General features: G+C 66.3%; 20 protein-coding genes and 1 pseudogene. 1 reads left to right on the top strand and 20 read right to left on the bottom strand.

Going from position 1 to position 22,709, the window contains the following annotated elements; translation table 11 throughout:
* Positions 1-63: 63 nt before the first annotated feature.
* The 11 genes from ACZ45O_RS13935 to ACZ45O_RS13985 form a co-directional block, all read right to left on the bottom strand.
* A complete protein-coding gene (locus ACZ45O_RS13935; RefSeq protein WP_464853811.1) occupies positions 64-1,362 on the bottom strand; it encodes an adenylosuccinate synthase in 1,299 nt (432 codons plus the stop codon).
* Positions 1,363-1,583: 221 nt separating this feature from the next.
* Complete coding sequence (gene dnaB, locus ACZ45O_RS13940; protein WP_464853812.1) at positions 1,584-3,617, bottom strand: replicative DNA helicase; 2,034 nt, start codon at positions 3,615-3,617, stop codon at positions 1,584-1,586.
* On the bottom strand, positions 3,614-5,578 hold the full coding sequence (gene lonC, locus ACZ45O_RS13945; RefSeq protein ID WP_464853813.1) for a Lon family ATP-dependent protease: 1,965 nt from the start codon (positions 5,576-5,578) through the stop codon (positions 3,614-3,616). Before lonC ends, dnaB begins: the two co-directional genes overlap by 4 nt.
* 92 nt (positions 5,579-5,670) lie before the next feature.
* On the bottom strand, positions 5,671-6,117 hold the full coding sequence (gene rplI, locus ACZ45O_RS13950; RefSeq protein WP_464853815.1) for a 50S ribosomal protein L9: 447 nt from the start codon (positions 6,115-6,117) through the stop codon (positions 5,671-5,673).
* A gap of 14 nt (positions 6,118-6,131) precedes the next feature.
* The gene (locus tag ACZ45O_RS13955; RefSeq protein WP_464853816.1) at positions 6,132-7,166 is read right to left on the bottom strand and encodes a DUF2232 domain-containing protein; all 1,035 of its coding nucleotides are present in this window, start codon (positions 7,164-7,166) and stop codon (positions 6,132-6,134) included.
* Between the two features lie 105 nt (positions 7,167-7,271).
* Complete coding sequence (gene rpsR, locus ACZ45O_RS13960; protein ID WP_011197430.1) at positions 7,272-7,502, bottom strand: 30S ribosomal protein S18; 231 nt, start codon at positions 7,500-7,502, stop codon at positions 7,272-7,274.
* Between the two features lie 21 nt (positions 7,503-7,523).
* Positions 7,524-7,943, bottom strand: a complete 420-nt coding sequence (locus tag ACZ45O_RS13965; protein ID WP_464853818.1) for a single-stranded DNA-binding protein — start codon at positions 7,941-7,943, stop codon at positions 7,524-7,526.
* A gap of 22 nt (positions 7,944-7,965) precedes the next feature.
* The gene (gene rpsF, locus ACZ45O_RS13970) at positions 7,966-8,253 is read right to left on the bottom strand and encodes a 30S ribosomal protein S6 (protein ID WP_464853820.1); all 288 of its coding nucleotides are present in this window, start codon (positions 8,251-8,253) and stop codon (positions 7,966-7,968) included.
* A 158-nt stretch (positions 8,254-8,411) separates the two neighbouring features.
* Complete coding sequence (locus ACZ45O_RS13975) at positions 8,412-8,624, bottom strand: DUF951 domain-containing protein (protein ID WP_464853822.1); 213 nt, start codon at positions 8,622-8,624, stop codon at positions 8,412-8,414.
* Positions 8,612-9,316 carry a CvpA family protein gene (locus ACZ45O_RS13980; protein ID WP_464853823.1) on the bottom strand — a complete coding sequence of 235 codons (705 nt, stop codon included), beginning with the start codon at positions 9,314-9,316 and terminating at the stop codon, positions 8,612-8,614. The genes ACZ45O_RS13975 and ACZ45O_RS13980 overlap by 13 nt, the downstream gene beginning before the upstream one ends.
* A 40-nt stretch (positions 9,317-9,356) precedes the next feature.
* On the bottom strand, positions 9,357-9,902 hold the full coding sequence (locus ACZ45O_RS13985) for a tetratricopeptide repeat protein (RefSeq protein ID WP_464853825.1): 546 nt from the start codon (positions 9,900-9,902) through the stop codon (positions 9,357-9,359).
* Between the two features lie 165 nt (positions 9,903-10,067).
* On the opposite strand from ACZ45O_RS13985, the gene yyaC reads away from it, so the two are divergent.
* Positions 10,068-10,619: a spore protease YyaC gene (gene yyaC, locus ACZ45O_RS13990; protein ID WP_464853827.1), complete on the top strand. Its 552-nt coding sequence runs from the start codon at positions 10,068-10,070 to the stop codon at positions 10,617-10,619.
* A 46-nt stretch (positions 10,620-10,665) separates the two neighbouring features.
* Here yyaC and ACZ45O_RS13995 read toward each other — a convergent pair whose 3' ends face one another.
* From ACZ45O_RS13995 to jag, 9 genes and pseudogenes are all read right to left on the bottom strand, one after another.
* Positions 10,666-11,073, bottom strand: a complete 408-nt coding sequence (locus ACZ45O_RS13995) for a bactofilin family protein (RefSeq protein WP_464853828.1) — start codon at positions 11,071-11,073, stop codon at positions 10,666-10,668.
* Between the two features lie 17 nt (positions 11,074-11,090).
* Complete coding sequence (locus ACZ45O_RS14000; protein ID WP_464853830.1) at positions 11,091-12,110, bottom strand: M23 family metallopeptidase; 1,020 nt, start codon at positions 12,108-12,110, stop codon at positions 11,091-11,093.
* A 157-nt stretch (positions 12,111-12,267) separates the two neighbouring features.
* The gene (locus ACZ45O_RS14005) at positions 12,268-12,771 is read right to left on the bottom strand and encodes a DUF4446 family protein (protein WP_464853832.1); all 504 of its coding nucleotides are present in this window, start codon (positions 12,769-12,771) and stop codon (positions 12,268-12,270) included.
* A 3,116-nt stretch (positions 12,772-15,887) separates the two neighbouring features.
* Entirely contained in the window at positions 15,888-16,787 is a 900-nt protein-coding gene (locus ACZ45O_RS14010; RefSeq protein WP_464853834.1) for a ParB/RepB/Spo0J family partition protein, read from the bottom strand.
* A complete protein-coding gene (locus ACZ45O_RS14015; protein ID WP_464853836.1) occupies positions 16,765-17,541 on the bottom strand; it encodes a ParA family protein in 777 nt (258 codons plus the stop codon). The genes ACZ45O_RS14010 and ACZ45O_RS14015 overlap by 23 nt, the downstream gene beginning before the upstream one ends.
* A gap of 461 nt (positions 17,542-18,002) precedes the next feature.
* On the bottom strand, positions 18,003-18,743 hold the full coding sequence (gene rsmG, locus ACZ45O_RS14020) for a 16S rRNA (guanine(527)-N(7))-methyltransferase RsmG (RefSeq protein WP_464853838.1): 741 nt from the start codon (positions 18,741-18,743) through the stop codon (positions 18,003-18,005).
* Positions 18,744-18,750: 7 nt separating this feature from the next.
* Positions 18,751-20,644, bottom strand: a pseudogene (gene mnmG / locus ACZ45O_RS14025) (tRNA uridine-5-carboxymethylaminomethyl(34) synthesis enzyme MnmG).
* Between the two features lie 5 nt (positions 20,645-20,649).
* The gene (gene mnmE / locus ACZ45O_RS14030; RefSeq protein WP_464853840.1) at positions 20,650-22,023 is read right to left on the bottom strand and encodes a tRNA uridine-5-carboxymethylaminomethyl(34) synthesis GTPase MnmE; all 1,374 of its coding nucleotides are present in this window, start codon (positions 22,021-22,023) and stop codon (positions 20,650-20,652) included.
* 63 nt (positions 22,024-22,086) lie between these two features.
* Positions 22,087-22,704: an RNA-binding cell elongation regulator Jag/EloR gene (jag, locus tag ACZ45O_RS14035; RefSeq protein WP_464857776.1), complete on the bottom strand. Its 618-nt coding sequence runs from the start codon at positions 22,702-22,704 to the stop codon at positions 22,087-22,089.
* Positions 22,705-22,709 lie beyond the last annotated feature (5 nt).

A 22,709-nucleotide genomic window follows, 5' to 3' on the forward strand; every position in this document is an offset into this window, starting at 1 on the left:
GCAATGCAAGGTAGGTGCGGCTTGAAAATCGCGGGACGGCTGCCAGCCGTCCCGCGCACATGTCTAGAAGATCTCGGAGCGGTAGATCGCCTGGGTCCGTTCGCTGCCCACGCCCAGAATGGAGACCGGAACGCCGGTCGCCTCCTCGATCAGCTTCACGTACCGCCGGGCCCCTTCCGGCAGATCCTCGAACCGCCGGGCGTTGCTGATCGCCTCCGACCACTCCCAGTTGGGGAGCTCCTCGTATACGGGCTCGACCTCGCTGAGGGCCTTCAGCCCCAGGGGAAACTCCCGGGTAACCGTGCCGTCGGGCAGGCGGTAGCCCACGCACACCTTCAGCGTGGACAGGCCGGTCTTGGCCAGGGTGTCCAGGTGCGGCACGGCCAGGTCGGTGATGCCGCTGACCCGGCAGGCGTAGCGAACCATCACCAGATCCAGCCAGCCGATGCGGCGCGGGCGGCCGGTGGTCGTGCCGTATTCGTGGCCCTCCTCGCGGATGCGGTCGCCCTCCTCGCCGTGCAGCTCGGTCGGGAAGGGCCCCTCGCCCACGCGCGAGGTGTAGGCCTTCACCACGCCCACCACCCGCGTGACCTTCGTCGGCCCCACGCCGGCCCCGATAATCGCCCCGGCGGCGATGGGATGCGAGGCGGTCACGTACGGGTAGGTCCCGAAATCGATGTCGAGCAGGTGGCCCTGCGCGCCCTCGAACAGCACGTTCTTGCCGGCGTCCACCGCGTCGTTGATCAGCTCCACGGTGTTGGCCACGTACGGGCGCAGCCGCTCGGCACACTCCAGGTAGGGCTCCGCGATCTCCTCGACGGTGAAGCCCGGAAGGCCGTACACCCGCTCCAGGAGATGGTTCTTCTCCTTCACCAGGGCCGTCAGCTTCGGCAGGAACTCTTCTCGGTCGAGCATGTCGATCAGCCTGATCCCGACCCGGGCGAACTTGTCCATGTACGCCGGGCCGATTCCCCGCCGGGTGGTGCCGATCTTGCGGTCGCCCTTCCGGTCCTCCTCGGCGTTGTCCAGCCGGATGTGGTAGGGGAACACGATGTGCGCGCCCCCGCTGATGCGCAGGTGGGAGAGATCAACGCCCTGGCCCGCCAGCCGGTCCATCTCCTCCAGCAGCTTGGGCGGATCCAGCACCACACCGTGCCCGATGACACAGAGCGTCCCGGGGTAGAGGATGCCCGAAGGAACCTGATGGAGTTTATACTGCTTACCGCCGGCCCACACGGTGTGGCCGGCGTTGGACCCGCCGGTTGACCGCACCACCACGTGCGCCTTCTCCGCAAGCAGGTCGACGAACTTGCCCTTGCCCTCGTCGCCCCACTGCGCGCCCATGACCACGACTACTGGCATGTCGGCACCTCCCGTACGAAACACGCCGGGGCCCCGCAGCGGGGGCCCCCGGTCCGCGCTTGCCGATTTCCCAGGCACAGTGTATCATCCGCCCACTCGCGGTGTCAATGCGAAAGCCGAACGTTGTCCACAGCTGTGGATACTAATGTTCGTAACTCGCGACGTCAAAGATTCGTGCGTCGTCGCGGAAACCTTCACCATCGCGCATCACTTTCGCGCCCCTACTGCCGCTTTTGCTCGCGGCCGTACATCCGCTGGATCTCCTTCGCGAAGTAGAGTTCCACCGTCCCGATCGGGCCGTTGCGGTGCTTGGCCAGGATGACTTCCACCATATCCTTCTTATCGGTGTTCTGGTCATAGTAGTCTTCCCGGTAGAGGAAGGCCACCATGTCGGCGTCCTGCTCGAGCGCGCCGGAGTTGTGCACGACGATTCCGTTGGCGACGAAGTTGTTCGTCCCCGGCACAGACATATCATACACATCCGCTTCGCCGTCTGGCTCGATGCTGACGACTTCGTCCCAGGACACGTCGGCCGCGGCCACTTCTTCCAGTACAGGGTCTTCCAACACTGCTGCATAGGAGGCGAGGACGGGGTGGTGTTTGTTAGCCCCTGCTGACAGAAGCAGGACGGCGCTGCCGGGTACCCGGCTCGGTTTCGCCCGGATGCCAAAACACTTTTCTGTGGCCTCAGCTACAGCCTTCAGATTCTCCTCTGAACTGCTGTAGTAGCGCAGGGGCTGGCGTGGAATGTAGCTTCCATCACCAATCAGGTGTGCCAGCAGAATCAGGTGCTCATCGTCCCAGTCAACCCCTGCTGTGTCCGGATAAGAACGAGGGATCGCGATTCTGTCTCCCGCTTTCAAGTCGCGCAGCGCCGTCCAGCCGTGCAACTGCCGGAAGGGGTGGTTCGCGGTGGCACGGATGACACGCCCGGTCCGGGTGGTCAGCCGGTAGACAGGCCGCGTGCCCACCTTCCACACGCGTGTTGCCCTCGCGACCGTCATGCGCCAGCCGTCGAGCGTCACGACGTCCGGCTGCTCACCGACCAGGTCGGCGATCGGCCGCACATCGCCCGAGGCCAGACTCACCAGGGTATCTCCGGTCAGGCATTCCCGCAGGTCCGAAAGCATCGGCCGCTTGTCCTGCCGCTGCTCCACCGAGCGGGAGAGCTGCGACAGGGCGATGACCGGCACCTTCAGCTCGCGGGCCAGCGCCTTCAGGGAGCGGGAGATCTCCGAGATCTCCTGCTGCCGGTTGGTCTGCTGGCCCGGCCGCTGCGGCAGCGACATCAGCTGCAGGTAGTCCACGATGATCAGGTCGAGCCCGTGCTCCTGCGCGATGCGGCGAGACTTGGCGCGCATCTCCTGCAGGGGGATGTTGGGCGTATCGTCGATGAAGATGTCGCTCTCCCCCAGCACCGAGAGCGCCGTGCCGAGCTTGTGCCAGTCCTGGTCCTGAAGCTGGCCGGTGCGCAGCTTGTGGCCGTCCACGGTCGCCTCAGACGCCAGCAGGCGCAGGGCGAGCTGCTCCGCCGACATCTCCAGCGAAAAGAAGATCACCTTTGCCTTGGCCTGCACCGCGGCGTTGCGCGCGATGTTCAGGGTGAAGGCGGTCTTGCCCACCGACGGGCGGGCAGCGACGATGATCAGGTCCGAGGGCTGAAATCCCGAGGTCATCGCGTCCAGGTCGCGGTAGCCCGACGGCACGCCGGTCGTCCGGCCCTTGGAGGTGTACAGGTGCTCCAGGTGGCCGTACGCCGTCACCAGCGCGTCGCGGATGTGCTGGTACCCCCGGGCCGACCGGCGCTGGGTGACGGCGAAGATGGACTTCTCCGCCTCCTGCAGCGTGGTCTCCACATCCTCGGAGGTGTAGCACTCATCCACGATGCGCCGCGCCGCCGTCTGCAGCCGGCGCAGGGTCGCCTTCGCCTCCACGATCTCGGCGTACTGCAGGACGTTGGCGGTGGTGGGCACAAGGTTGATCAGGCTGGTGAGGTAGGTGAGGCCCCCCACCTCCTCCAGCTTGCCCATCCGGTTCAGCTCGTCCTGCACGGTGATGGGATCCACCGGCTCGCCGCGGTTGTAGATCGCCATCATGGCGGCGTAGAGGTGCTGGTGCCGGTCCGAGTAGAAGTCCTCCGGCACCAGCTTGTTCGCGACCGCGATGACCGCCTCCCGGTCGATCAGCATCGCGCCGAGCACCGACTGCTCGGCCTCCAGGTTCTGCGGCGGAACCCGTTCACTGAAGACGTTCACGGCTGGCTTGCCCCCTCAACGCCGGGCTCGGCCATGACGAGACGCATCGCCTCCTCGATGGTGGCGGCGAAGCAGATCTCGATGCCCGGCACGCGCTGCGGTACGTCCTTGCGGTTCTCCTCGGGCAGGACCACGCGGACCATGCCCGCCTGCTTGGCGCCGTAGATCTTCTCGTACACCCCGCCCACGGCCCTCACCTGGCCGCGGATGGAGACCTCGCCGGTGATGGCGACGTCCTGCCGGATGGGCCGGCCCTGCATGGCCGAGATCATCGCCAGGTAGATGGCCGTGCCGGCGCTGGGCCCGTCGATCCGGCCGCCGCCCACCACGTTCACATGCACATCCCAGTTCGACAGGTCCTCGCCGGTAACCCTGCGTACCACCGCGGCCGCGTTGAACAGCGAGTCCTTGGTCATGGAGCCGGCCGTATCGTTGATGCGCAGCACGCCCTTCCCCTTCTCGCGGGCAGGGAACGCGACCGCCTCGATCTCCAGGACCGAGCCGACGAAGCCCAGCACGCCGAGCCCGAAGATGCGCCCCACCTCCGCGGTGGGCGACGCCTTCAGGGTCACGTTGGGCGCCAGGCGGCCGGCCTGAATCACCTCGTAGACCAAATCCTCGGTGATGGTCACCGGTTCCGCCGGCTCGCCGGCCTCCGCCGCCCGGTACAGGGCGAGGCCGTACGCGTCGGCCAGGATGCCCACCGCCTTGCGCCCCTCGATGGTGTAGTCCGCCAGAATCGCCTCCACGCCCGGGGCCAGACGCACGCCGATCCGCTCGGCGGCCTGCCGCACAATGCGGGCGATGTCCTCCGGCGTGAGCGGCTCGAAGAAGACCTCCGCGCAGCGGGAGCGCAGGGCCGGGTTGATCTCGCTGGGGTCGCGGGTGGTCGCGGCGATCAGCACGAAGTCGGCCGGCGCCCCCTCCTCGAACAGCTTCTTCACGTACTTTGGCACGTTGGGGTCGTTCGCGTCGTAGTACGAGGACTCGAAGAAGACCCGCCGGTCCTCCAGCACCTTCAGGAGCTTGTTCTGGAGCATGGGGTCCATCTCGCCGATCTCGTCGATGAACAGCACCCCGCCGTGCGCATCGGTCACCAGGCCCGTCCGCGGCTCGGGCACGCCGCTCTCCGCCAGGTCGCGCCGGGCCCCCTGGTAAATGGGGTCATGGACCGAGCCCAGGAGCGGGTTCGTCACCTCCCGGGGGTCCCAGCGTAGGGTGGTGCCGTCGACCTCGACGAAGGGCGCGTCCTGCGCGAACGGGGTCTGCGGCATCTGCTTGGCCTTCTCCAGCACCAGGCGGGCCACCGTGGTCTTTCCGACCCCGGGGGGGCCGTACAGAATGACGTGCTGCGGGAAGGGAGACGCCACCTTGGCCAGCAGAGCCTGGATCGCCCGGTCCTGCCCCACCACCTCTGCCAAAGAACGCGGGCGCAGCAGCTCCACCGCGGTGCGGTGCAGCGACTTCTGCTCCAGCGTCTGCAGCCACTCCAGGCGCTTCAGGGTTGAGCTGGTTTCGGGCCCTGCCTCCTCCTTCAGCACCTGCTGCTTGATCTCGCGGTAGTAGTCCTCCTGCCGCTCCTGCATGCGGGTCTGGATCTTCCGCTCAATCCGGTCTTCGACCGTGCGCCGGGCCGCGAGGTCGGCCACCGCGTCCTCCAGCTGCTCCAGGATCTCGGGCAGCTCCCGGGGCTCCGGCACGGTGTCGAGCGTCGGGTCCTCATAGACGAGCCGCTGCAGGGCCAGCACCTGCTCCTCCACCCGGTCCGACTTCATCAGCCCGAGGGCGTCCAGCTTGCCGGCCTTGACCACCAGCCGCTCCGGGCCCCAGATGGCCATGAGGAGGTTGAAGAGCGCGCCGACCTGCCGGCCGTGCCGCTCCTCCGGAGTGAGCCTCTGGTTGAGGGACTCCGTATCAGCCGGCTGGGCGCCGCGCATCAGCTTGTCCAGGATCTCCTTCATCATAGGCGGCCGAAGCCCACACCTCCTTCCAAGCGAGGACGGCCAAGTTGACGACGGCCCAGACCGGAAACCGCCGGCCGGGCCGCTGGCTGTCACTCGGGCACAATCTCAACGTTGACTTTGCCGGTAATGTTGTGGCCGAACCGCAGCGTGACCGAGTGGACGCCCAGGGTCTTGATCGGCGTGCTCAGGTCGACCATCTTGCGGTCAAAGGGCTTGCCGATGTGGCGGGAAATCGCCTCGGCCACGTCCTTGTTGGTGATCGATCCAAAGAGGCGGCCCGCCTCGCCGGACTTGGCCGGTAGCTGTATCGTCTGGCCCTCGAGCTGGTCCCGCAGGGCCGTGAGTTCGGCGATCTGCCGCTCCTTCTTCGCCTTCTGCGCTCTCCGCTCCGCTTCGATGGAGCGCAGGGCGCCTTCGGAGGCGGCCACGGCCAGGCCCCGGGGAATCAGGTAGTTCCGCGCGTAGCCGTCCGCGACCTCGACGGTCTCTCCCTTCTTCCCCGTACCCTTCACGTCGGCCTTCAGAATGACCTTCATTCTTATCCCTCCAGTTAACGGATCTCCTCCGATCGCTTCCACAAACCGTGCCCGAGGCCGCGCACATCGAACACCGTGTCCCACATGGCCAGCAGCACCAGGATGTGCATGCCGATCTGCCCAAGGAGCAGGACGCCGGCCGCCACGATCAGCACGGCCACGCCCTTCTCCAGCCCGCGCCTCCGCAGGTAGCCGTAGGCCACGGCCAGCCCCGCAAGCACCAGGATGAGCATGAGCGGCGTGAACACGTTGAGCAGGAGCTTGCCCCACCAGGGCAGCGCCGTCATGTCGCCGCCGGCGAACAACGGCGCCAGCAGGGCGATGATCGCATACGCCCAGATGAGCCACACCGGCAGCCGGAATTCGGCGAAGGGCGTCGACGGCGGCAACTGGTGGCCGAACCGAGGCAGGATGAGCTTGCACAGCATGTAGTTGAGCCAGCTGCTGAACGCTCCCATCAGGAACAGTGAGGAAGGCAGCATGGTCCAGAAGATGCCCACGGCGTCGCGGCGCAGAAGATCGGCCATCTCCCGGTATAGCTGCGCGCCCTGGGGCGGGGCGGTTCCGCGCTGCGCGGCCAGGGCCTCCGCGCTGTCGGCCACCTGTTCCATCATGACGGCGAAGGTTTCCACCTGGCTCTGGAACGCCGGGGTCTCCATCATGGCCACGAAGGGATCGCGCCCGTCGAACATAGCCACCCGGGTGACCACGTAGGTCAGCGCGAAGCCGAAAAAGAAGGTGAGCACGGCGGCGAGACCGATGGAGAGTGGCTTCCACTTCCGGCGGAAGCCCATTCCGAAGATCAGGCCGGGCAGGATGCCGGCCGGAATGGCCAGGATGCCGGAGACCACGCCGGTGAACGCCATGGTGAAGAGGGTGGCGGCGGTCGCCGTCATCACGGCGATGCGCCCGCCATACCGGACGTAGGCCAGCACCAGCGGGATCGGCATCAGGACGGAGAGCACCGGCACCAGGCTGAAAACCACGGTCATGGCCGCCATCAGCCCGCCAAAGACAAGTCCCTGCAAGCGGGTCGATCGGCTTTCCATGCGGTATGCTCCTTCGGGTGAGCGTTGATGGATGAGCGTTGATGGCTGAGCGAACAGGGGGGCCCGCCGAATGCGGTGCCCCCCTCTTTCCGTTGCGTTAGCCGCTTACTCGACGGTAAACGGCAGCAGGGCCATGATGCGGGCCCGCTTGATGGCTACGGTCAACTGCCGCTGATGGCGGGCGCAGTTGCCCGAGATGCGCCGGGGCAGAATCTTGCCCCGCTCGGTGATGTACCGCTTCAGGCGAGCGGCATCCTTATAATCTACGTGCTCGATCTTGTCGACGCAGAAGCTGCACACACGGCGCCTCGCGCGACGGCCACGTTCACGGCGCATGATGTCTGTCCTCCTTTGGTCCTAGAAGGGGACATCCTCGTCATCGTTGAAGGTCAGCTCGCTGCCCATGCCCTCATCGCGCCGGGGTGCGGGCGCAGTGCCCTCACCGCCTGCGTGGTCACGGGCGCTGTCCAGGAACCGGACCGTACTGGCGACGACCTCCGCCCGCTCCCGCCTCTGACCTTCCTGGTTGGTGTACTGCCGGATCTGCAGGCGGCCCTGCACGGCCACCAGCCGGCCCTTCCGAAGGTAGTTGGCGACGGTCTCGGCCTGGCGCTCCCACACGACGATGTCGATGAAGTCCGTCTCCCTCTCGCCCTGTTGATTGACGGCGCCGCGGTCCACGGCCAGCCGGAGGTTGGCGACAGCCTTGCCGGACGGCGTGTACCGCAGTTCAGGATCCTTGGTAAGGCGGCCAATCAAAACGACGGAATTGAGCACATCCTTACCTCCTCTTATCGGCTTACTCCTCAGGCCGGACGATCAGGAAGCGGACGACCTCGTCGGTGATCTTCAGGACGCGGTTCAGTTCATCCGCGGTCCGGGGCTCACCGGTGAAGTTGACGACCGAGTAGAAGCCCTCGCGCATGTCCTTGATCTCGTACGCGAGGCGCTGCTTCTTCCAGGCATCCTGGCTTTCGATCGCCCCGCCATTGCCGGTGATGAGCTCGGTGATCTTCTCGGACAGGGCCTGAAGACCCGCCTCATCCAGTTCCGGACGAGCGATCACCATCATCTCGTACTTCCGCATAACGGTAGCACCTCCTCCCTCTGGACTGATGGCTCCACTTCCGGTGGAGCAGGGAGGCAGCAGCCCGGGCGGGCTGCGCCCTGTGACGGCACGACCTGCGTGCACATCCAATTCAATATAACACGCGCGGACAGGCCGCGCAAGCCTTTCACCGCGCGTTACTCCGGCTGTTCCCCCAGCTGATCCTTCGGGTAGCGCTCCCGCACGCTCTTCTCAAACTTGGGCCGGGGAATCATCACCCGGTGTCCGCAGCCGAGACACTTCAGCCCGAAGTCGACGCCCGTCCGGTAGATCTCCCACCGGTATGATCCGCAGGGGTGCGGCTTCTTCAACCGCACATGGTCGCCGACCTCGTACCTCACTCGTTCCACAGCCGCATCCCTCCTCCGATGACCACCCGGCGAATCCACTCGAAGGCCTGAATCAGGTAGGGCGGCGTAACCGACTGGTTCGCCATCTCCCCCAGACCCTGAATGCCGAAAACAGACAGGGTCGGTATCACCCAGATCACCAGCAGCGTCAGGGCGAGCACCGCCGCCGTGCCCAGGGCCGCGGCCCCGAGCAGCCGGTCGGCGAGTCCGACGATGGGCAGGCTCTGCAGCACGTCGGCGAAGAGGCCTCCCAGCCACCGCAACGCCGTGGTGAGCAGGAGGACGAGTACGATGAAGCAAATTGCGGTGGTCGCGCCCAGGGCGATCTGCTGGGCGGCCAACTCCACCGCCGGCAGTTCGCCCATCTCGGTGGACACGCGGGCGACGTCCTGCAGCAGCGACTCCTTGTAGCGCAGCGGGATGGCCACCTGGTCCAGCGACGCCGCCAGCGTCTCGCCGGAGCGGGCCGAGCGCTGGATGATGCCGTCGGCCACCCGCGCCGGTATGTTCCACATCCGGTCCAGCCAGGCCACCAGGGGCCCGGTCAGCCGCCCGGCGATCATGACCGCGAGCAGGAAGGAAAGAAAGCCCAGCAGTACGCGCACGATGCCCCGTACCCAGCCCGCGGCCACCGCCACGAGCAGCACGCCGACGATGGCCCAGTCCAGTGCGGTGAAAGCACTCAGGTCCATATTATCCCTGCCTTTACAGCGCTGTTACATCCCGGCGCCCTCAGAGAAGAAGCGCACCCCCCACCGCGACCAGCGCGAGGAAAAGCCCGACCGGCAGGCAGCCGGCGCGCCGCTTCAGGCTGCCGCGCATGGCCGCCATGTCCTGCCTGGCCTCCTCCTGAAACTGAGTGCGCTTCAGGCGCTGGGCCTTCTTGATGGCCTCCACGGCCTCGTGCAGCCGCCCGAGTCGCTTATATGCCGCGTGGAGGTTTTCATAAAAAGTGGGGTTGTTGGGGTCCAGCGCAACGGCAGTCTTGTATTTCTCGAGAGCGGCCTCGTAGGCCCCGCGGGAGTAATCCAGGTTCCCGAGGTTGCTGTGCGCCTGGGGAAGGTTCGGATCAAGCTCGATGGCTCGCCGCAGGTGGGCCTCGGCCGCCTCCAAGTCGCCCAACTGGGCCAGGATGGCCCCGGTCCGGCTGTGGGCCCAGGCGATGGTCTCGTCCTCCGCCAGGACCTCGCGGTAGAGCTGAAGCGCCTCCTCCAGCCGGCCCCGGGCATACAGGTCATCCGCCTGCTTCAGTACCGGTGACCGCTCCTCCTGTTCCATAAGCGCCTCCTATGGCACTGGCTGCACATAGGCTGCCAGGGATTGCAGTATACTTCCCTGTACCACGGTCCCCGGGGACCGGAGTCGGAGGGAAGGGCCTTGGGTGATGGTGGCAACTTGTCCGCTCGGCGCACAGCCTCCCCGCGCGAGGAGACGCGCATTCATATGGACGACGCGGCGGCCCCCGCGGTGATTGCCGCTGCGCTGGAAAGCTGCGCAGCCGGGCTGATCCACCGGTGCGACGGGATGGTCGCCCTGTGCATCGGATCCGACCGCTCCATCGGCGACGCCCTGGGGCCGCTGGTGGGCAGCCGGCTGCAGGGAGCCCTGCCGGAGGGTATCACGGTGCTCGGCACCCTGGACAAGCCCGTTCACGCAGGCAACCTGACCGATGCGCTGGCCTGGGTGGAGCGGAGGTTTCGGCGCCCCCTGGTGCTGGCCGTCGACGCCTGCCTGGGCAGGGCCGAGTCGGTCGGCTACCTTTCCGTCGGAACGGGGAGCCTGCGCCCGGGCGCAGGCGTGGCCAAGTCGCTGCCGCCGGCGGGCGACGTCTACCTGACCGGCGTGGTCAACGTGGGGGGCTTCATGGAGTATTTTGTGCTCCAGAATACCCGGTTGAGCCTGGTCATGCGGATGGCCCAGGTGGCTGCCGCCGGCCTCGAGCAGGGCCTGCGCGCGCTACTGCTCAGGCAGAGCCAGGGCCACACGGGAAAGTGACGTGATCGCCCGTCCTGTTTGCACAGGGCGGGCGATGCGGCGGTGCTCATTCCTCCTGGGAGCGGACAGGCTGTTGGGGCGTGGACAAGTCAGCCTCAGACATCAGGCTCCTGCCGTGGAAGCGTGCCCCCTCGTGAATGACCAGGTGGCCGCAGCGCACATCCCCTTTCAGGTGTGCGCCGGGCAGAAGCTCAAGCTTTTCGGCCACCTCCACGTCGCCCTGGATTTCACCGGCCATGGCCAGGCTCCTGGCCTTGACAGTGGCCTGGATGCGGCCGGTGGGCCCGATGATCAGGTCGCCGTCATGCTCGATGGTACCCTCCAGGAATCCGTCCACCCGAACGACGCCGGACGACTGAAACGACCCCTTGATCTGCGTTCCTTCGCCGATCAGGGTCTCCACCTTGCCGTAGGACAGGCTGTCTGTTGTGGCTTTCTTGCGACTGCGGAACACGGTCATTCCTCCGGTCATTAATCTAGGTAGGGCTCGGGGTCGACGGCGACGCCGTTCAACAGCACCTCATAGTGCAGGTGCGGTCCCGTGCTCAGGCCGGTGCTGCCGACCCAGCCGATCACATCGCCGCGCGATACCTCCTGGCCCGCTGACACGTTCCAGTCCTGCAGATGGGCGTACAGCGTGCGAAAACCGTAGCCGTGATCGATGATCACGCACTTTCCGTATCCACCGGCCAGCCAGTCGGCGTAAACCACCGTTCCGGCGCCGGTGGCGTAGACCGGCTCGCCGTAATCCTGGCCCATGTCAATGCCGTCGTGAAACTGCCAGCCCCAGCCGAAGGGGCTCAGGCGGGGCCCGAAACCGTCGGTGATCTCGGCGCCGTGCACCGGCCAGCCGGACGGCTTGTGGGCCAGGTAGTGCAGCCTGGCCGCCAGTTGATCCCGCCCGTCCGCGAGAGACCTGGCCGAATCCCGCAGGCGGGCGAGCTGTCCCGCCAGCCTGGCCCGCAGATCCCGCGCGCTCTCCAGGGTGCTGTCCATCGGAGTGGTGAGCCGCCCCAGCTTCAGGTCCATCGCCAGGGTGTTGCGCTTGCCCAGCACATAGGGGCTCACGTCGTCCGGCAGGATGTTGGCCAGACTGAGGGCGGGAACCAGTTGCGCGCTCGTCTCCGGCCCGCCGCGCGCCGCGTCGGCCGCAGGCGCGCTCCTTGCGAAGGAGGAACGAGAGGGCAGCTGGACCTCCTCCCCCTCTGTCATGGTCTCGAGATCCTGTTCCAGCCGCCGGATCTGACTCAACTCCTGGTCAACCTGCTTCGCCGTTTCCTTCATCAGCTCCAGCTCTTCCTGCTGCAGCCTCGCCTGCTGCTTCAGCGCCTCCATCTCCGCCAGCTCGGCCCTGAGCCGAGCGGTCTCCGCCTGGTAGAACCTGAGGCCAAACACAAGCGCCGCGACGACCAAAACCACGAGCCCGAAGCCGGCTGCCAGGAGGGCCGGGTAGAAGTAGAAGCTGTAACTCTGTCGGTTGGTCGATGGCACGACGATGAGCTGTACTCGTCTGGGCCCACGCGGCACCGGGTCTCGCTCCCTTCAGGCTCTCTTTCAGGGCTCTGGCCTGCGGCTGGAAAGACGAAACAGGCAATGTGGGGATTCAACCCAACGTTGCCTGTTTCCTTCCTACTTGTGACTATTGTAGCTACACTTTTTCGTTGCCTATGCCGCGCGCCTGCATCAGCGCCTGCTTTTCCTCATCGGTGAGCACGTAACTGGAGGCGCCGGCCCGGATGGGTTTTGCGTAGGTGCGGCACTCCGTGCGGCCGTAAAGGGAGGTGACCACCACGCCGTTGTCCTGCCCGTCCAGGAGCGCACAGGAGAAGCTGAGGTCTGCGCCCACGTCGGGAAAGGCGTTAAACCTGACGATGCCGATGCGCTGCACGTACTTCTGCGAGGCGGCCTCCAGTTCTGTCAGGCGCCGGCGGAGCGCCTCCTGGGCGGCACGCAGTTCGGCCGTGGCTTCTTGCTGCTGGATGAGCAACTCTTCAATGTTGGCCTGCGTGTTGCCGCTGAGCAGGGTCTTGTACCGCCTGAGGAGGACCGACTGACGCACGAGAACGATGAGCAGGATGATGATCGCCAGAATGCAAAACGCAAGCGCGGTGAATGCCATGGCCAGGGGGTCTTCATAAAAGGGAACTGCCACCGGGTGGGCCTCCTTCTGTGCTGCCTCATTTCTTCATAAGCCGGGGGCTGACCAGCCCCCGGTTCGCTTGTATTCGTGACCGTGTTATTTAGAAGCCTGACAGGGCCCCGGTGTTCCACGTGGAACACTGGTGCTTCTTATTCCAGATGAACTACGCCGGGCTGCGCCGTGGATCCTCTTGCCGGTGTTTGGATGTTAAACTACGGGGGTCCCGCCGTCAACAGTTCTTCGAGCGGCGCACCCTGCCCTCCGGCGGGGTGCGGTGTGAACGGCGTTTCCCTTCGCGGCTGCCCAACCCAGTCCCACGACTTGGTGTGACGTATCTCAACAACTAGCTTCCCTACCTGATTCTGGTTCCCTAGCGGTGCCGTGTGCGGAACATCAGTTTGGTTTTCTTGATGAATGGTGTCACAGATGCCACCAGCCTCAAGGTCCTCAGCAGAGCCACATCTCTCACGGTGGGATGACTCGTGGCCCCAAACGCATTCGCCCGTGCGGTTGTGATGTTCCACGTGGAACACCTGATAGACGCCCCGACAGGGGCGCCGGTTGCTGCTCAGGCGGGTGTTCACTCACGAAAGGGCGTCGGCCTGGCGTCCGTATGGCTCGTCTGCTGCAACAAGCCCGCGTGATCGACAGGGGCCTGGACCTGGCGGGCGCGCCCGAGATTGGTCGGACGCACCCTCCAACACTGTTCCGCGTGGAACATCGACCTGGGATCTTACAGGGGGCAGCCCGGGGTGCCGGGCACGGCTTCAGCCCAGCTGGCGCCGACGCCTCCAGGAAATAGCAACCTCGGTTCAGGGCTGGATGACCAGGGGCGTCCTCTCAGTTCGCAGGCGACCGGGGTCCCTTCTCCCCGCCAGAGTGTTCCACGTGGAACATTAAGGCCCCGGTTCGAGGGCGCTCAACTTCGCTGGCACCACCCGCTCGCAGCCGCTATGTGCCACCGTCTTCCATTACCGGTGAAGCGTCAGTGTTCCACGTGGAACATCCTGCCCTGCGGCTGTCGGGGCTTCAGGGACATTGCCTTCGGCTTACGCTGGAAGCTTGTGTGTTCCAGCCGCTGGTAGCCAGGAGCTTCTCAACGAATTCCCGCCTGTTGCCGCCTCCGGTCAGAATCGTGGTCCGCTATGGCATTCGACTGTTCCACGTGGAACATCATCCCTCTCGCCTGCCTCCGTACGATCAGTTAAGTTCCGTCGGGTAGATCCTCTCATTAACACAGTGTTCCTCATGCAACAGCGGGCCCTCGCATAACCAGGCAGGGCCAACGGATTCCTTCTCCGGTACCGGGCAACTGGAGCCGCTGTTCCCCGTGGAACATCTTGTTGCTTTCGTATCAGGTCACGGCCGTGTGCCCCGGAGGCACTGATCCCCATCCGTGTCGGCTGTTCCTGGCCACATGTTCTCCTTGGCCCGACCGTGGCCTCAGCGGCGCTGAATCCTGCCATCTGCCCTTGCCTGAGCTGTGATCACTGTTCCACGTGGAACATCGCGGTTCGCCACCCTGCTTTCAGTACCTGAGTGGAAACCAGCCGCACCTGAGTCCATCCATCTCTCAGTGTTCCACGTGGAACATTCCTCCCGCAACACAGCCGAAGAATGCGGGACGCGGGTTTGGCGTCGCCCACCATACTCTTCACCAACCGAGCGAGAACCTGCGTTTCTGCCGTAACAGAGTAGTCCTGCAATCCTCCGCCCGGGTTGCAGTCGCTGTTCCACGTGGAACAATGCCGTCGTCAGTCCAAGCACTGGGCCTGAAATGGCCAGCGAGCAGTGAGATAGTCCGGACATCATGTCACCCATCGACCTAGACACTCGGCTCCCAGGTGGCATTCGTACCTGATGACGTTCCCTCGCGAGGAATCCAACACCTGTTGGCCAGCCACTGTTCCACGTGGAACATCATCCACCCGCCCGATTGTGCTGTGTAACCCTCAACTCGCCGCCACCACTTCAACAGACGACCCTCTGCCATATGCGATGCTCGATCGCCCTGGCAACGAGCCGACAACTCCACTGGTATCGGTCCACTGTTCCACGTGGAACATCACCACATCTGGTGCTACCTACCCCCCGTGGCTCCTTCACGAAGGCCGGCACACTGTCACAGTGTTCCACGTGGAACAACACGCCACTGCGCGCACTGGGAGAGGACGGCCAGACCGCCAAGGCCGAGAGCGCGTCTGCGCCACTGTTCCACGTGGAACACAACACAAACCACACGACCAAATTCCTGCTGCTAAGGGTACACGACCGCGGCCAGCTCCCTAGAAACTTCGGCATACATCCAGCCAGGCCCAAGAGAACACGTCGGCCACGACTCACGCAGCCGGCCGACAGGAGGACCGTTCTCCCTGTGTTCCACGTGGAACATCGCTCCACCTGGCCCCCACTGGCATGGCCTGCCGGACACCTAAGCACGAGGGCGTTATCGTTCCACGTAGAGCGCCAGACCTTCCTCCACCCTTGCGACAGGGACAACGCCCAGGGGCCAAGGCCGCGGTGAACCGCCACTTCCATCGCCCGGAGGTACACCCATGGCGACCATGAACCGGCCACCGTGTCGCCGCTCCGGGCCGGACCAGCACCACAAGTGTTCCACGTGGAACATCATCGCCTCCTGAGCGCCGCGACGCCCGCGTAAGGAGACTTCTGCCAGCTGAGGAGTGCAGACATCCCGCCAGCCCTACGTGAGTCGTGATAGCCAATTCCCGTACCCGGCCAACCGGACCGCGTCCTCGTGCCGCTACCCCATGAATGAGCACAGCCTGCCGCGTTGTTCCACGTGGAACATCGACCGCCATAGTGTCCACAACGAAGACCGGACCCGCAACTAAGCGGGCGTCCGTCACTGTTCCACGTGGAACACTGCACCTACATCGAGTGGTGGCCGCCCTTGCAGTCACCACCTGGCCTCGCCCCGCTCAACCCCGCAAGAAACGTTGCACCGTAATCACCCCGTTCCCCGGGGACTGCACGTAAAGCAACCCGCGAACGAAGGGAGCGCCAGCCACCCACGGCTCTGGGAAACCACACCCCCAAAAACACAAGTGTTCCACGTGGAACAGCGCAGACGGCATAGCAGCCACCTCAGTTCCACGTGGAACACACTACACACGGAACGGCTCACGCGGCGGCCTCGGGCCCGCGTCGCCCTGGCTCATGCCGAGCACGTCGAGCAGTCGGTTCAGCCCTTCCTCCCCGAAGAACGTGATCTCCACACGGCCCCGCTCCCCGGTCCAGTGCAGCTTCACCGGCGTTCCCAGCTGCTCCCGCAGGCGCTGCTCCACAGCCGCCAGGTCGGGCGGCAGCTTCGCCCTGGACTTCCCCCGGGGGGCCTTCTCGCGCTTCTCCCGGGGCCGAAGCTGCTCCTCCAACTCCCTTACCGAAAGCCCCTCTGCCACCACCTTGTGCGCCAGGGCGACCTGCCTCGCAGGATCCTCAACGCCCCCGAGCACCTTCGCGTGGCCCATCGACAGACGGCCGGCCCGCACCTCTTCCTGCACCGGGTCCGGCAGCTGCAACAGCCGCAGCGTGTTGGCCACCTGCGACCGGCTGCGGCCCAGTCGCTTCGCCAGGACCTCCTGCGTGAGACCGAAGCTCTCCATGAGCGTGCGATACGCCTCGGCCTCTTCGATCGGATTCAGGTCCTCCCGCTGCAGGTTCTCGATGAGCGCGATCTCCATGCGCTCGGCCTCGGTGAACTCCCGCACCAGGACCGGCACCTTGGTGAGGCCCGCCAGCTGCGCGGCCCGCCACCGCCGCTCACCAGCCACGATCTCGTAGCCCTTGCCCGCCTTCCGCACGAGAATCGGCTGCACGATCCCGTGCTCCTTGATCGAGAGCGCCAGCTCCTCCAGCCGGACCTCGTCAAACTCCTTGCGGGGCTGATTCGGATTCGGCTTGATCTGCCCGATCTCCAACTCCACCACGCCTTGCCGTTCCCGCTCGGCGGGGTCGATCTCCGGAATCAGGGCGCCCAGGCCCCTACCCAGCCCTTTCCTCGACACGCTCGATCACCTCTCTGGCCAGTTCCAAGTACGCTTCTGCACCCTTCGAACGGGGATCGTACAGCGTGATCGGCAGACCGTGGCTGGGTGCCTCGCTCAGCCGCACATTCCGGGGGATAATCGAGCGATAGACCTGCCCCGGGAAGTACCGCTTCACTTCCTCCACGACCTGGATGCTCAGGTTGGTCCGCCCATCAAACATCGTCAGGGCCACACCCTCCACCTCCAGTGAAGGATTGAGGGCCTCCCTGACAAGCCGGAAGGTATCCATGAGCTGTGTAAGCCCTTCCAGCGCATAGTACTCGCACTGAATGGGGATCAGAATCGAATCGGCTGCCGTCAGGGCATTGATCGTCAGCAAACCCAGCGACGGCGGACAGTCCATCAGCACGAAGTCAAACTGATCACGCACCGGATCCAGCGCCTGCTTCAACCGACTCTCCCGTGCGATCCGCGGCACCAGCTCGATCTCCGCACCGGCCAGGTCAATCGTCGCAGGCACCACCTGCACGCCCTTGACCTTGGTCTCCACCACGGCATCCAGCAGGGGAACTTCGTCCAGCAGCACGTCATACACCGAGGCCTTCAGGCGCCTCCGGTCAAGACCCAGACCCGACGTGGCATTCCCCTGGGGGTCAATGTCGATCAGGAGGACCCGCTTGCCCAGGTCTGCCAGGCAGGCGCTCAGATTCACGGCCGTGGTCGTCTTCCCGACCCCACCCTTCTGATTGGCGATAGCGATGACACGACTCACTGCTGACACTCCTTCCGTGACGGCACCGGTACGGCCGCGCTGGAGCACAGTGCCCTTCAACTCGTAATTGATTCGTCATCATACTACCCGTTCCTGCCCCCTCCATCCGATCCCACCTGGACCGGCGCCGTTCCGAGTTCCTTGTAGCCAAATGGAGGTGAGAGCACGGAGATTAACTCAACGGCGCGCGAAGAAACGGCCGGGGGCGACCAACAGAAGGCACGAACAGCGCGAATACCCCATCACGGACTCCTCGCCGCGGTCGGCCCACAGCGAATGCAAACAGCAAACAGCACGCGCGAAAATGGCGCCGCTCCCGGCGGCGCCAGCCAAACATATGTTTGTTTAGAACGAACCGCTCAGAGCCCCGCTGAGGCCCTTTCTTCACCCCCGGAATACCCTCGCATGCCTCTTTCGCCATTTCCCCGTTAAGGCCCCTGACGGCCTCCCAGTGCCGTTTTTCACAACGGGCTCTTCGCGGGCACGCCGGCCCTGCGGGGATAGCCCTTGGGCGTCGGCTTCACCTTGCGGATGAGCACCAGCGACCGGCGCCCACCCCCGCCGGGCAGTTCCAGCTGGCGCACTTCCTCCACCTTTCCGCCCAGCATCGCGACCGCCCTCTCCGCGGCGAGAATCTCCTCCCCCACCGACGGGCCCTTCATGGCGAGGAAGCGACCACCGACCTGCGCAAACGGCAGGCAGTACTCCGCCAGGACCCGCAGCTCCGCCACCGCGCGGGCGGTCACCACATCGTACCGCTCCCGGTGCTCGGTCTTCCGCCCCATGTCCTCCGCTCGCCCCGACACCACCTGGTAGCCCTCGCCGCCGGTCAGCGGCCGCACCACCGACTCGCCGACCTCCTCCAGGAAGCGGCACCGCTTCTGCAGGCTCTCCAGCAAGGTCAGCTCAATGCCGGGCACAAGGCACTTCCACACCACCCCGGGGAAGCCGGCCCCGGTGCCCACATCCAGCACCCGCTGCCCTGGCGCCAGGCCGAGGACGGCCAGGCCGGCCGCCGAATCCAGGGCGTGCTTGATCACCATCTCCCGGGGTTCGGTGATGGCCGTCAGATTCATGCGCTCGTTCCAGACCCGCACCAGATCCAGATGGCGCAGCACCGCTTCCAGCCCGGCCGGCTCCGCCGCAACACCCAGGGCGGACAGCCCCTCCTCCAGCAAACCCCGGTACTCTGCCGCTTCCATCGCTCCGTCACGCCTCCTCCGCGCCTTGCCGCGACCGCGCCATCCGATCCAGATAGACCATCAGCACCGCCACGTCCGCCGGGGAGACGCCCGAGATCCGGCTCGCCTGGCCCAGCGTCTCGGGGCGGATCTGCGACAGCTTCTCCCTGGCCTCCATGGAGAGCCCCTTCAGCGAAGCGTAGTCCAGCGAAGGCGGAATCCGCCGGGCCTCCATCCGGCGCATCCGCTCCACTTGCTGCTGCTCCTTCGCGATATAACCCTCGTACTTCACCTGGGTCTCCACTTCCCGCCGGACGGATTCATCCAACTCCGGCCGGCCCAGGCCCATCTCCACCAGGTGCTCGTACCGCACCTCCGGCCGGCGCAGGAGCTGCTCCAGCGTCACGCCGCTCTTCAGCGGCGCCGACCCCAGCCGCTCCAGCGCCCGCTGCACCTCCGGCGTCGGTCCGGCCACCGTCCGAACCAGCCGCTCCCGCTCGGCGGCGATGCCGTCCCGCAGCGCGACGAAGGCCTCCCACCGGGCGTCGTCCACCAGCCCATACGCCCGCCCCTTCTCGGTCAGCCTGAGGTGGGCGTTGTCCTGCCTCAGCATCATGCGGAACTCGGCCCGTGAGGTCATCATCCGGTACGGCTCCGGCGAACCCTTGGTCACAAGGTCGTCGATCAGCACGCCGATGTACCCCTCGGACCGGTCGATCACCAGCGGTTCCCTTCCTTCTACGAAGCAGGCGGCGTTGATGCCGGCGATCAGCCCCTGCGCGGCCGCCTCCTCGTAGCCCGACGTGCCGTTGATCTGCCCGCCGCAGAAGAGGCCGCGCACCAGCTTGGTCTCCAGCGAGGGCTTCAGCTGCGTGCTGATGATGTAGTCGTACTCAATCGCATAGCCCGCCCGCATCAACTCGGCCTCTTCCATCCCCGGCACCGTGCGGACCAGCTCAATCTGCACTTCCTCCGGCAGGCTGGTGGATAGGCCCAGCACGTACATCTCGTGCGACTCCCGCGACTCGGGCTCAAGGAAGACCTGGTGGCTGTCCTTGTCGGCAAAGCGCACCACCTTGTCCTCCACCGACGGGCAGTAGCGCGGCCCGCGCCCCTGAATGATGCCCGTGAACATGGGCGCCCGGTGAAGGTTCTGCCGAATCAGCTCGTGGCTGCGCGGCGTGGTCGCCGTCTGCCAGCAGGGCAAGCTGCTCCCGCTCATCCCGGGGGGACATGAAGCTGAACCGCAAGGGTTCCGGGTCGCCGTCCTGCCGCACCATGCGGCTGAAGTCCACGGTCCGCCCGTCCACCCGGGGAGGCGTGCCCGTCTTGAACCGCCCGACCTCGAAACCCAGGGCCTTCAGGCTGGCGGTGAGCCCCACCGCCGGCGCCAGCCCGCCCGGTCCCGACACGCGCTGCACCTCGCCGATGATCGTCTTGCCGTGCAGGTAGGTGCCGGTGCTCAGCACCACGGCCCTCGCGGCGAAGAACAGGCCCGTCGAGGTGATCACCCCGCGCACCCGCCCGTCCTCCACCACGATCTCCTGAATCATGCCCTGCTTCAGGTCCAGGTTCGGCGTCCGCTCCAGCACCAGCCGCATGGCCCACGCGTAGGCCCGCTTGTCGATCTGCGCCCGCAGGGCCTGCACGGCCGGCCCCTTCCCCCTGTTCAGCATGCGCATCTGCAGGAAGGCGGCGTCCGCGGTGAGCGCCATCTGCCCGCCCAACGCGTCGATCTCCCGCACCAGGTGGCCCTTGGCCGGCCCGCCGATGGACGGGTTGCAGTTCATCGCCCCGACGTTGTCCAGGTTGGTGGTGAAGCAGGCTGTGCGCATGCCCAGGCGGGCCGCCGCCAGCGCCGCCTCGATGCCCGCGTGCCCAGCGCCGACCACGATCACGTCATATTCCTTCGTGATGCCCATCCCACTCACTTCCCAATGCAGAACCGGCTGAAGATCTGGTCCAGCAGCTCCTCGCCGGCGGTTTCCCCGGTCACCTCTCCCAGAGCCATCCAGGCCGCCCGCAGGTCAATGGCCACAAGCTCCACACCGAGCCCCTGAGCCAGCGTCTCCTGCGCGTCGCGCAGGTGGTCCGCCGCGCGCCGGATCGCCTCCGCCTGCCGCGCGTTCACCAGCATCTCCTCGCTGGCGTCGAAGGCCCCGGCCACGCGGGCGATCTCCGCCTCCAGGGCCTGGAGCCCCGTGCCCCGCTCGGCCGAGACGCCCACCACCGGCGCGCCGCCCAGACCCTCTTGCAGCTCCGCCACGTCGAACGCCGGGTTCAGGTCGATCTTGTTGACCACCCCGATGCGGGCCGCTCCCTCGGGCAGTTCGGCGATCCACTCCCGGTCCTCCGGCCCCAGGCCCTCGGCGGCATCGATCACCACCAGCACCAGGTGCGCCTGCGACAGGGCCTCCCGGGTGCGCGCCACCCCGATTCTCTCCACCGGGTCGTCGGTCGCCCGCAGGCCTGCGGTGTCGTGGAGCTGCACCGGCACACCCCCGAGCTCGATCCACTCCGCGATCACATCGCGGGTCGTGCCGGGAATCTCCGTCACGATCGCGCGGTTCTCCCGCACCAGCCGGTTAAGCAGGCTCGACTTGCCGACGTTGGGCCGCCCGGCCAGCACCGCCCGCAGCCCCTCCCGCAGGATGCGGCCCGCGCGCGCCCCGCCCAGGAGCCGCTCCACCTCCGCCAGGCACTGGGCGCAGCCGGCAGCCACCTCCTCCCGGGTCTGCACCTCCAGCTCCAGCTCGGGGAAATCGATGTCGGCCTCCAAGTGGGCCATCATCTCCATGAGCCGCTCCCGCAGCGCGCCGATCGTCTGCCGCAGGCTGCCCCCCAGGTGGGAGACCGCCGCGGCCATCGCCCGGTCGGTCTTCGCCCGGATCAGATCGATGACTGCCTCCGCCTGCGAGAGATCCAGCCGCCCGTTGAGGAAGGCCCGCCGCGTGAACTCGCCCGGCTCCGCCAACCGGGCCCCGGCCTGCAGCGCCTGCTCCAGCACCCGCTGCACCGCCAGCTGCCCGCCGTGGCACTGCAGTTCCACCACGTCCTCGCCGGTGTATGAGCGCGGGCCCCGCATCACGACGGCCAGGGCCTCGTCGACCCGCTCGCCGCCCGGCGTCACCACCCAGCCGTAGGTCACCGTGTGGGAACGCCGCCCTCCAAGCGGCCGGCCCCGCTGCGGCCGGAAGATCCGTTCGGCGACCTTCAGGGCGTCGGCCCCGCTCATCCGCACGATGCCGATGCCGCCCTCCCCGGCGCCGGTCGCGATGGCGGCGATGGTCTCCTCCGCCACGGCTTGCCCTCCTTTCAAGAAAAGTGGCCGGGTAGCAATGCTACCTGGCCACCGGCACCCAGTCTAGTCTTTCTTATATATGACCACCCTGCGAAACGGGTCCTGCCCCTCGCTGGTCGTTGTCACGCCCGGGTGATCACTCAGGGCCAGGTGAATCACCCTGCGCTCCTGGGCGCTCATCGGTTCGAGCACCGCCCGCTCGCCCGTGCGCACGACCCGGTCCGCCAGCCGCCTGGCCAGGTTGGTCAGGGTCTCGGTGCGGCGTTTCCGGTACCCCTCAACGTCCAGCAGGATGCGCGGCCCCTGGCGTCCGCTGCGGGCGGCCACCAGGTTGGTCAGGTACTGCAGCGCATCCAGCGTCTGCCCGTGATGGCCGATGAGGATGCCGGCCTCCTGGCCGGTGATGTCAACATGAATATACTCCCCGTCCTCGCGGATCTCCATCCGTACGCCGACGCCCATCGCTTCAAAGACGTCGCCCAGGAAGGCCTCCACCCGCTCGGACCGGCTCTCCTTCAAAGTCACGCGAACGGTAGCCGGCCGCGCTCCGATGCCGAGGAAGCCCCCCTTCCCCTCGTCCAGCACCTCAACGGTAACCCGGTCTGACGGCACACCGAGGGCCTCCAGCGCCAGCGCCACCGCCTCGTCTACCGTGCGGCCGCTCCGTTCCACGCTCTTCATTTTGG

Source organism: Symbiobacterium turbinis, from assembly GCF_055383075.1.

Excerpts from the sequence above, each read along its gene's own strand:
- ACZ45O_RS13935 (WP_464853811.1), bottom strand. The coding sequence starts at position 1,362 with ATGCCAGTAGTCGTGGTCATGGGCGCGCAGTGGGGCGACGAGGGCAAG.
- lonC (WP_464853813.1), bottom strand. The coding sequence starts at position 5,578 with ATGAAGGAGATCCTGGACAAGCTGATGCGCGGCGCCCAGCCGGCTGAT.
- rplI (WP_464853815.1), bottom strand. The coding sequence starts at position 6,117 with ATGAAGGTCATTCTGAAGGCCGACGTGAAGGGTACGGGGAAGAAGGGA.
- ACZ45O_RS13955 (WP_464853816.1), bottom strand. The coding sequence starts at position 7,166 with ATGGAAAGCCGATCGACCCGCTTGCAGGGACTTGTCTTTGGCGGGCTG.
- rpsR (WP_011197430.1), bottom strand. The coding sequence starts at position 7,502 with ATGCGCCGTGAACGTGGCCGTCGCGCGAGGCGCCGTGTGTGCAGCTTC.
- rpsF (WP_464853820.1), bottom strand. The coding sequence starts at position 8,253 with ATGCGGAAGTACGAGATGATGGTGATCGCTCGTCCGGAACTGGATGAG.
- ACZ45O_RS13980 (WP_464853823.1), bottom strand. The coding sequence starts at position 9,316 with ATGGACCTGAGTGCTTTCACCGCACTGGACTGGGCCATCGTCGGCGTG.
- ACZ45O_RS13985 (WP_464853825.1), bottom strand. The coding sequence starts at position 9,902 with ATGGAACAGGAGGAGCGGTCACCGGTACTGAAGCAGGCGGATGACCTG.
- yyaC (WP_464853827.1), top strand. The coding sequence starts at position 10,068 with ATGGACGACGCGGCGGCCCCCGCGGTGATTGCCGCTGCGCTGGAAAGC.
- rsmG (WP_464853838.1), bottom strand. The coding sequence starts at position 18,743 with ATGGAAGCGGCAGAGTACCGGGGTTTGCTGGAGGAGGGGCTGTCCGCC.
- jag (WP_464857776.1), bottom strand. The coding sequence starts at position 22,704 with ATGAAGAGCGTGGAACGGAGCGGCCGCACGGTAGACGAGGCGGTGGCG.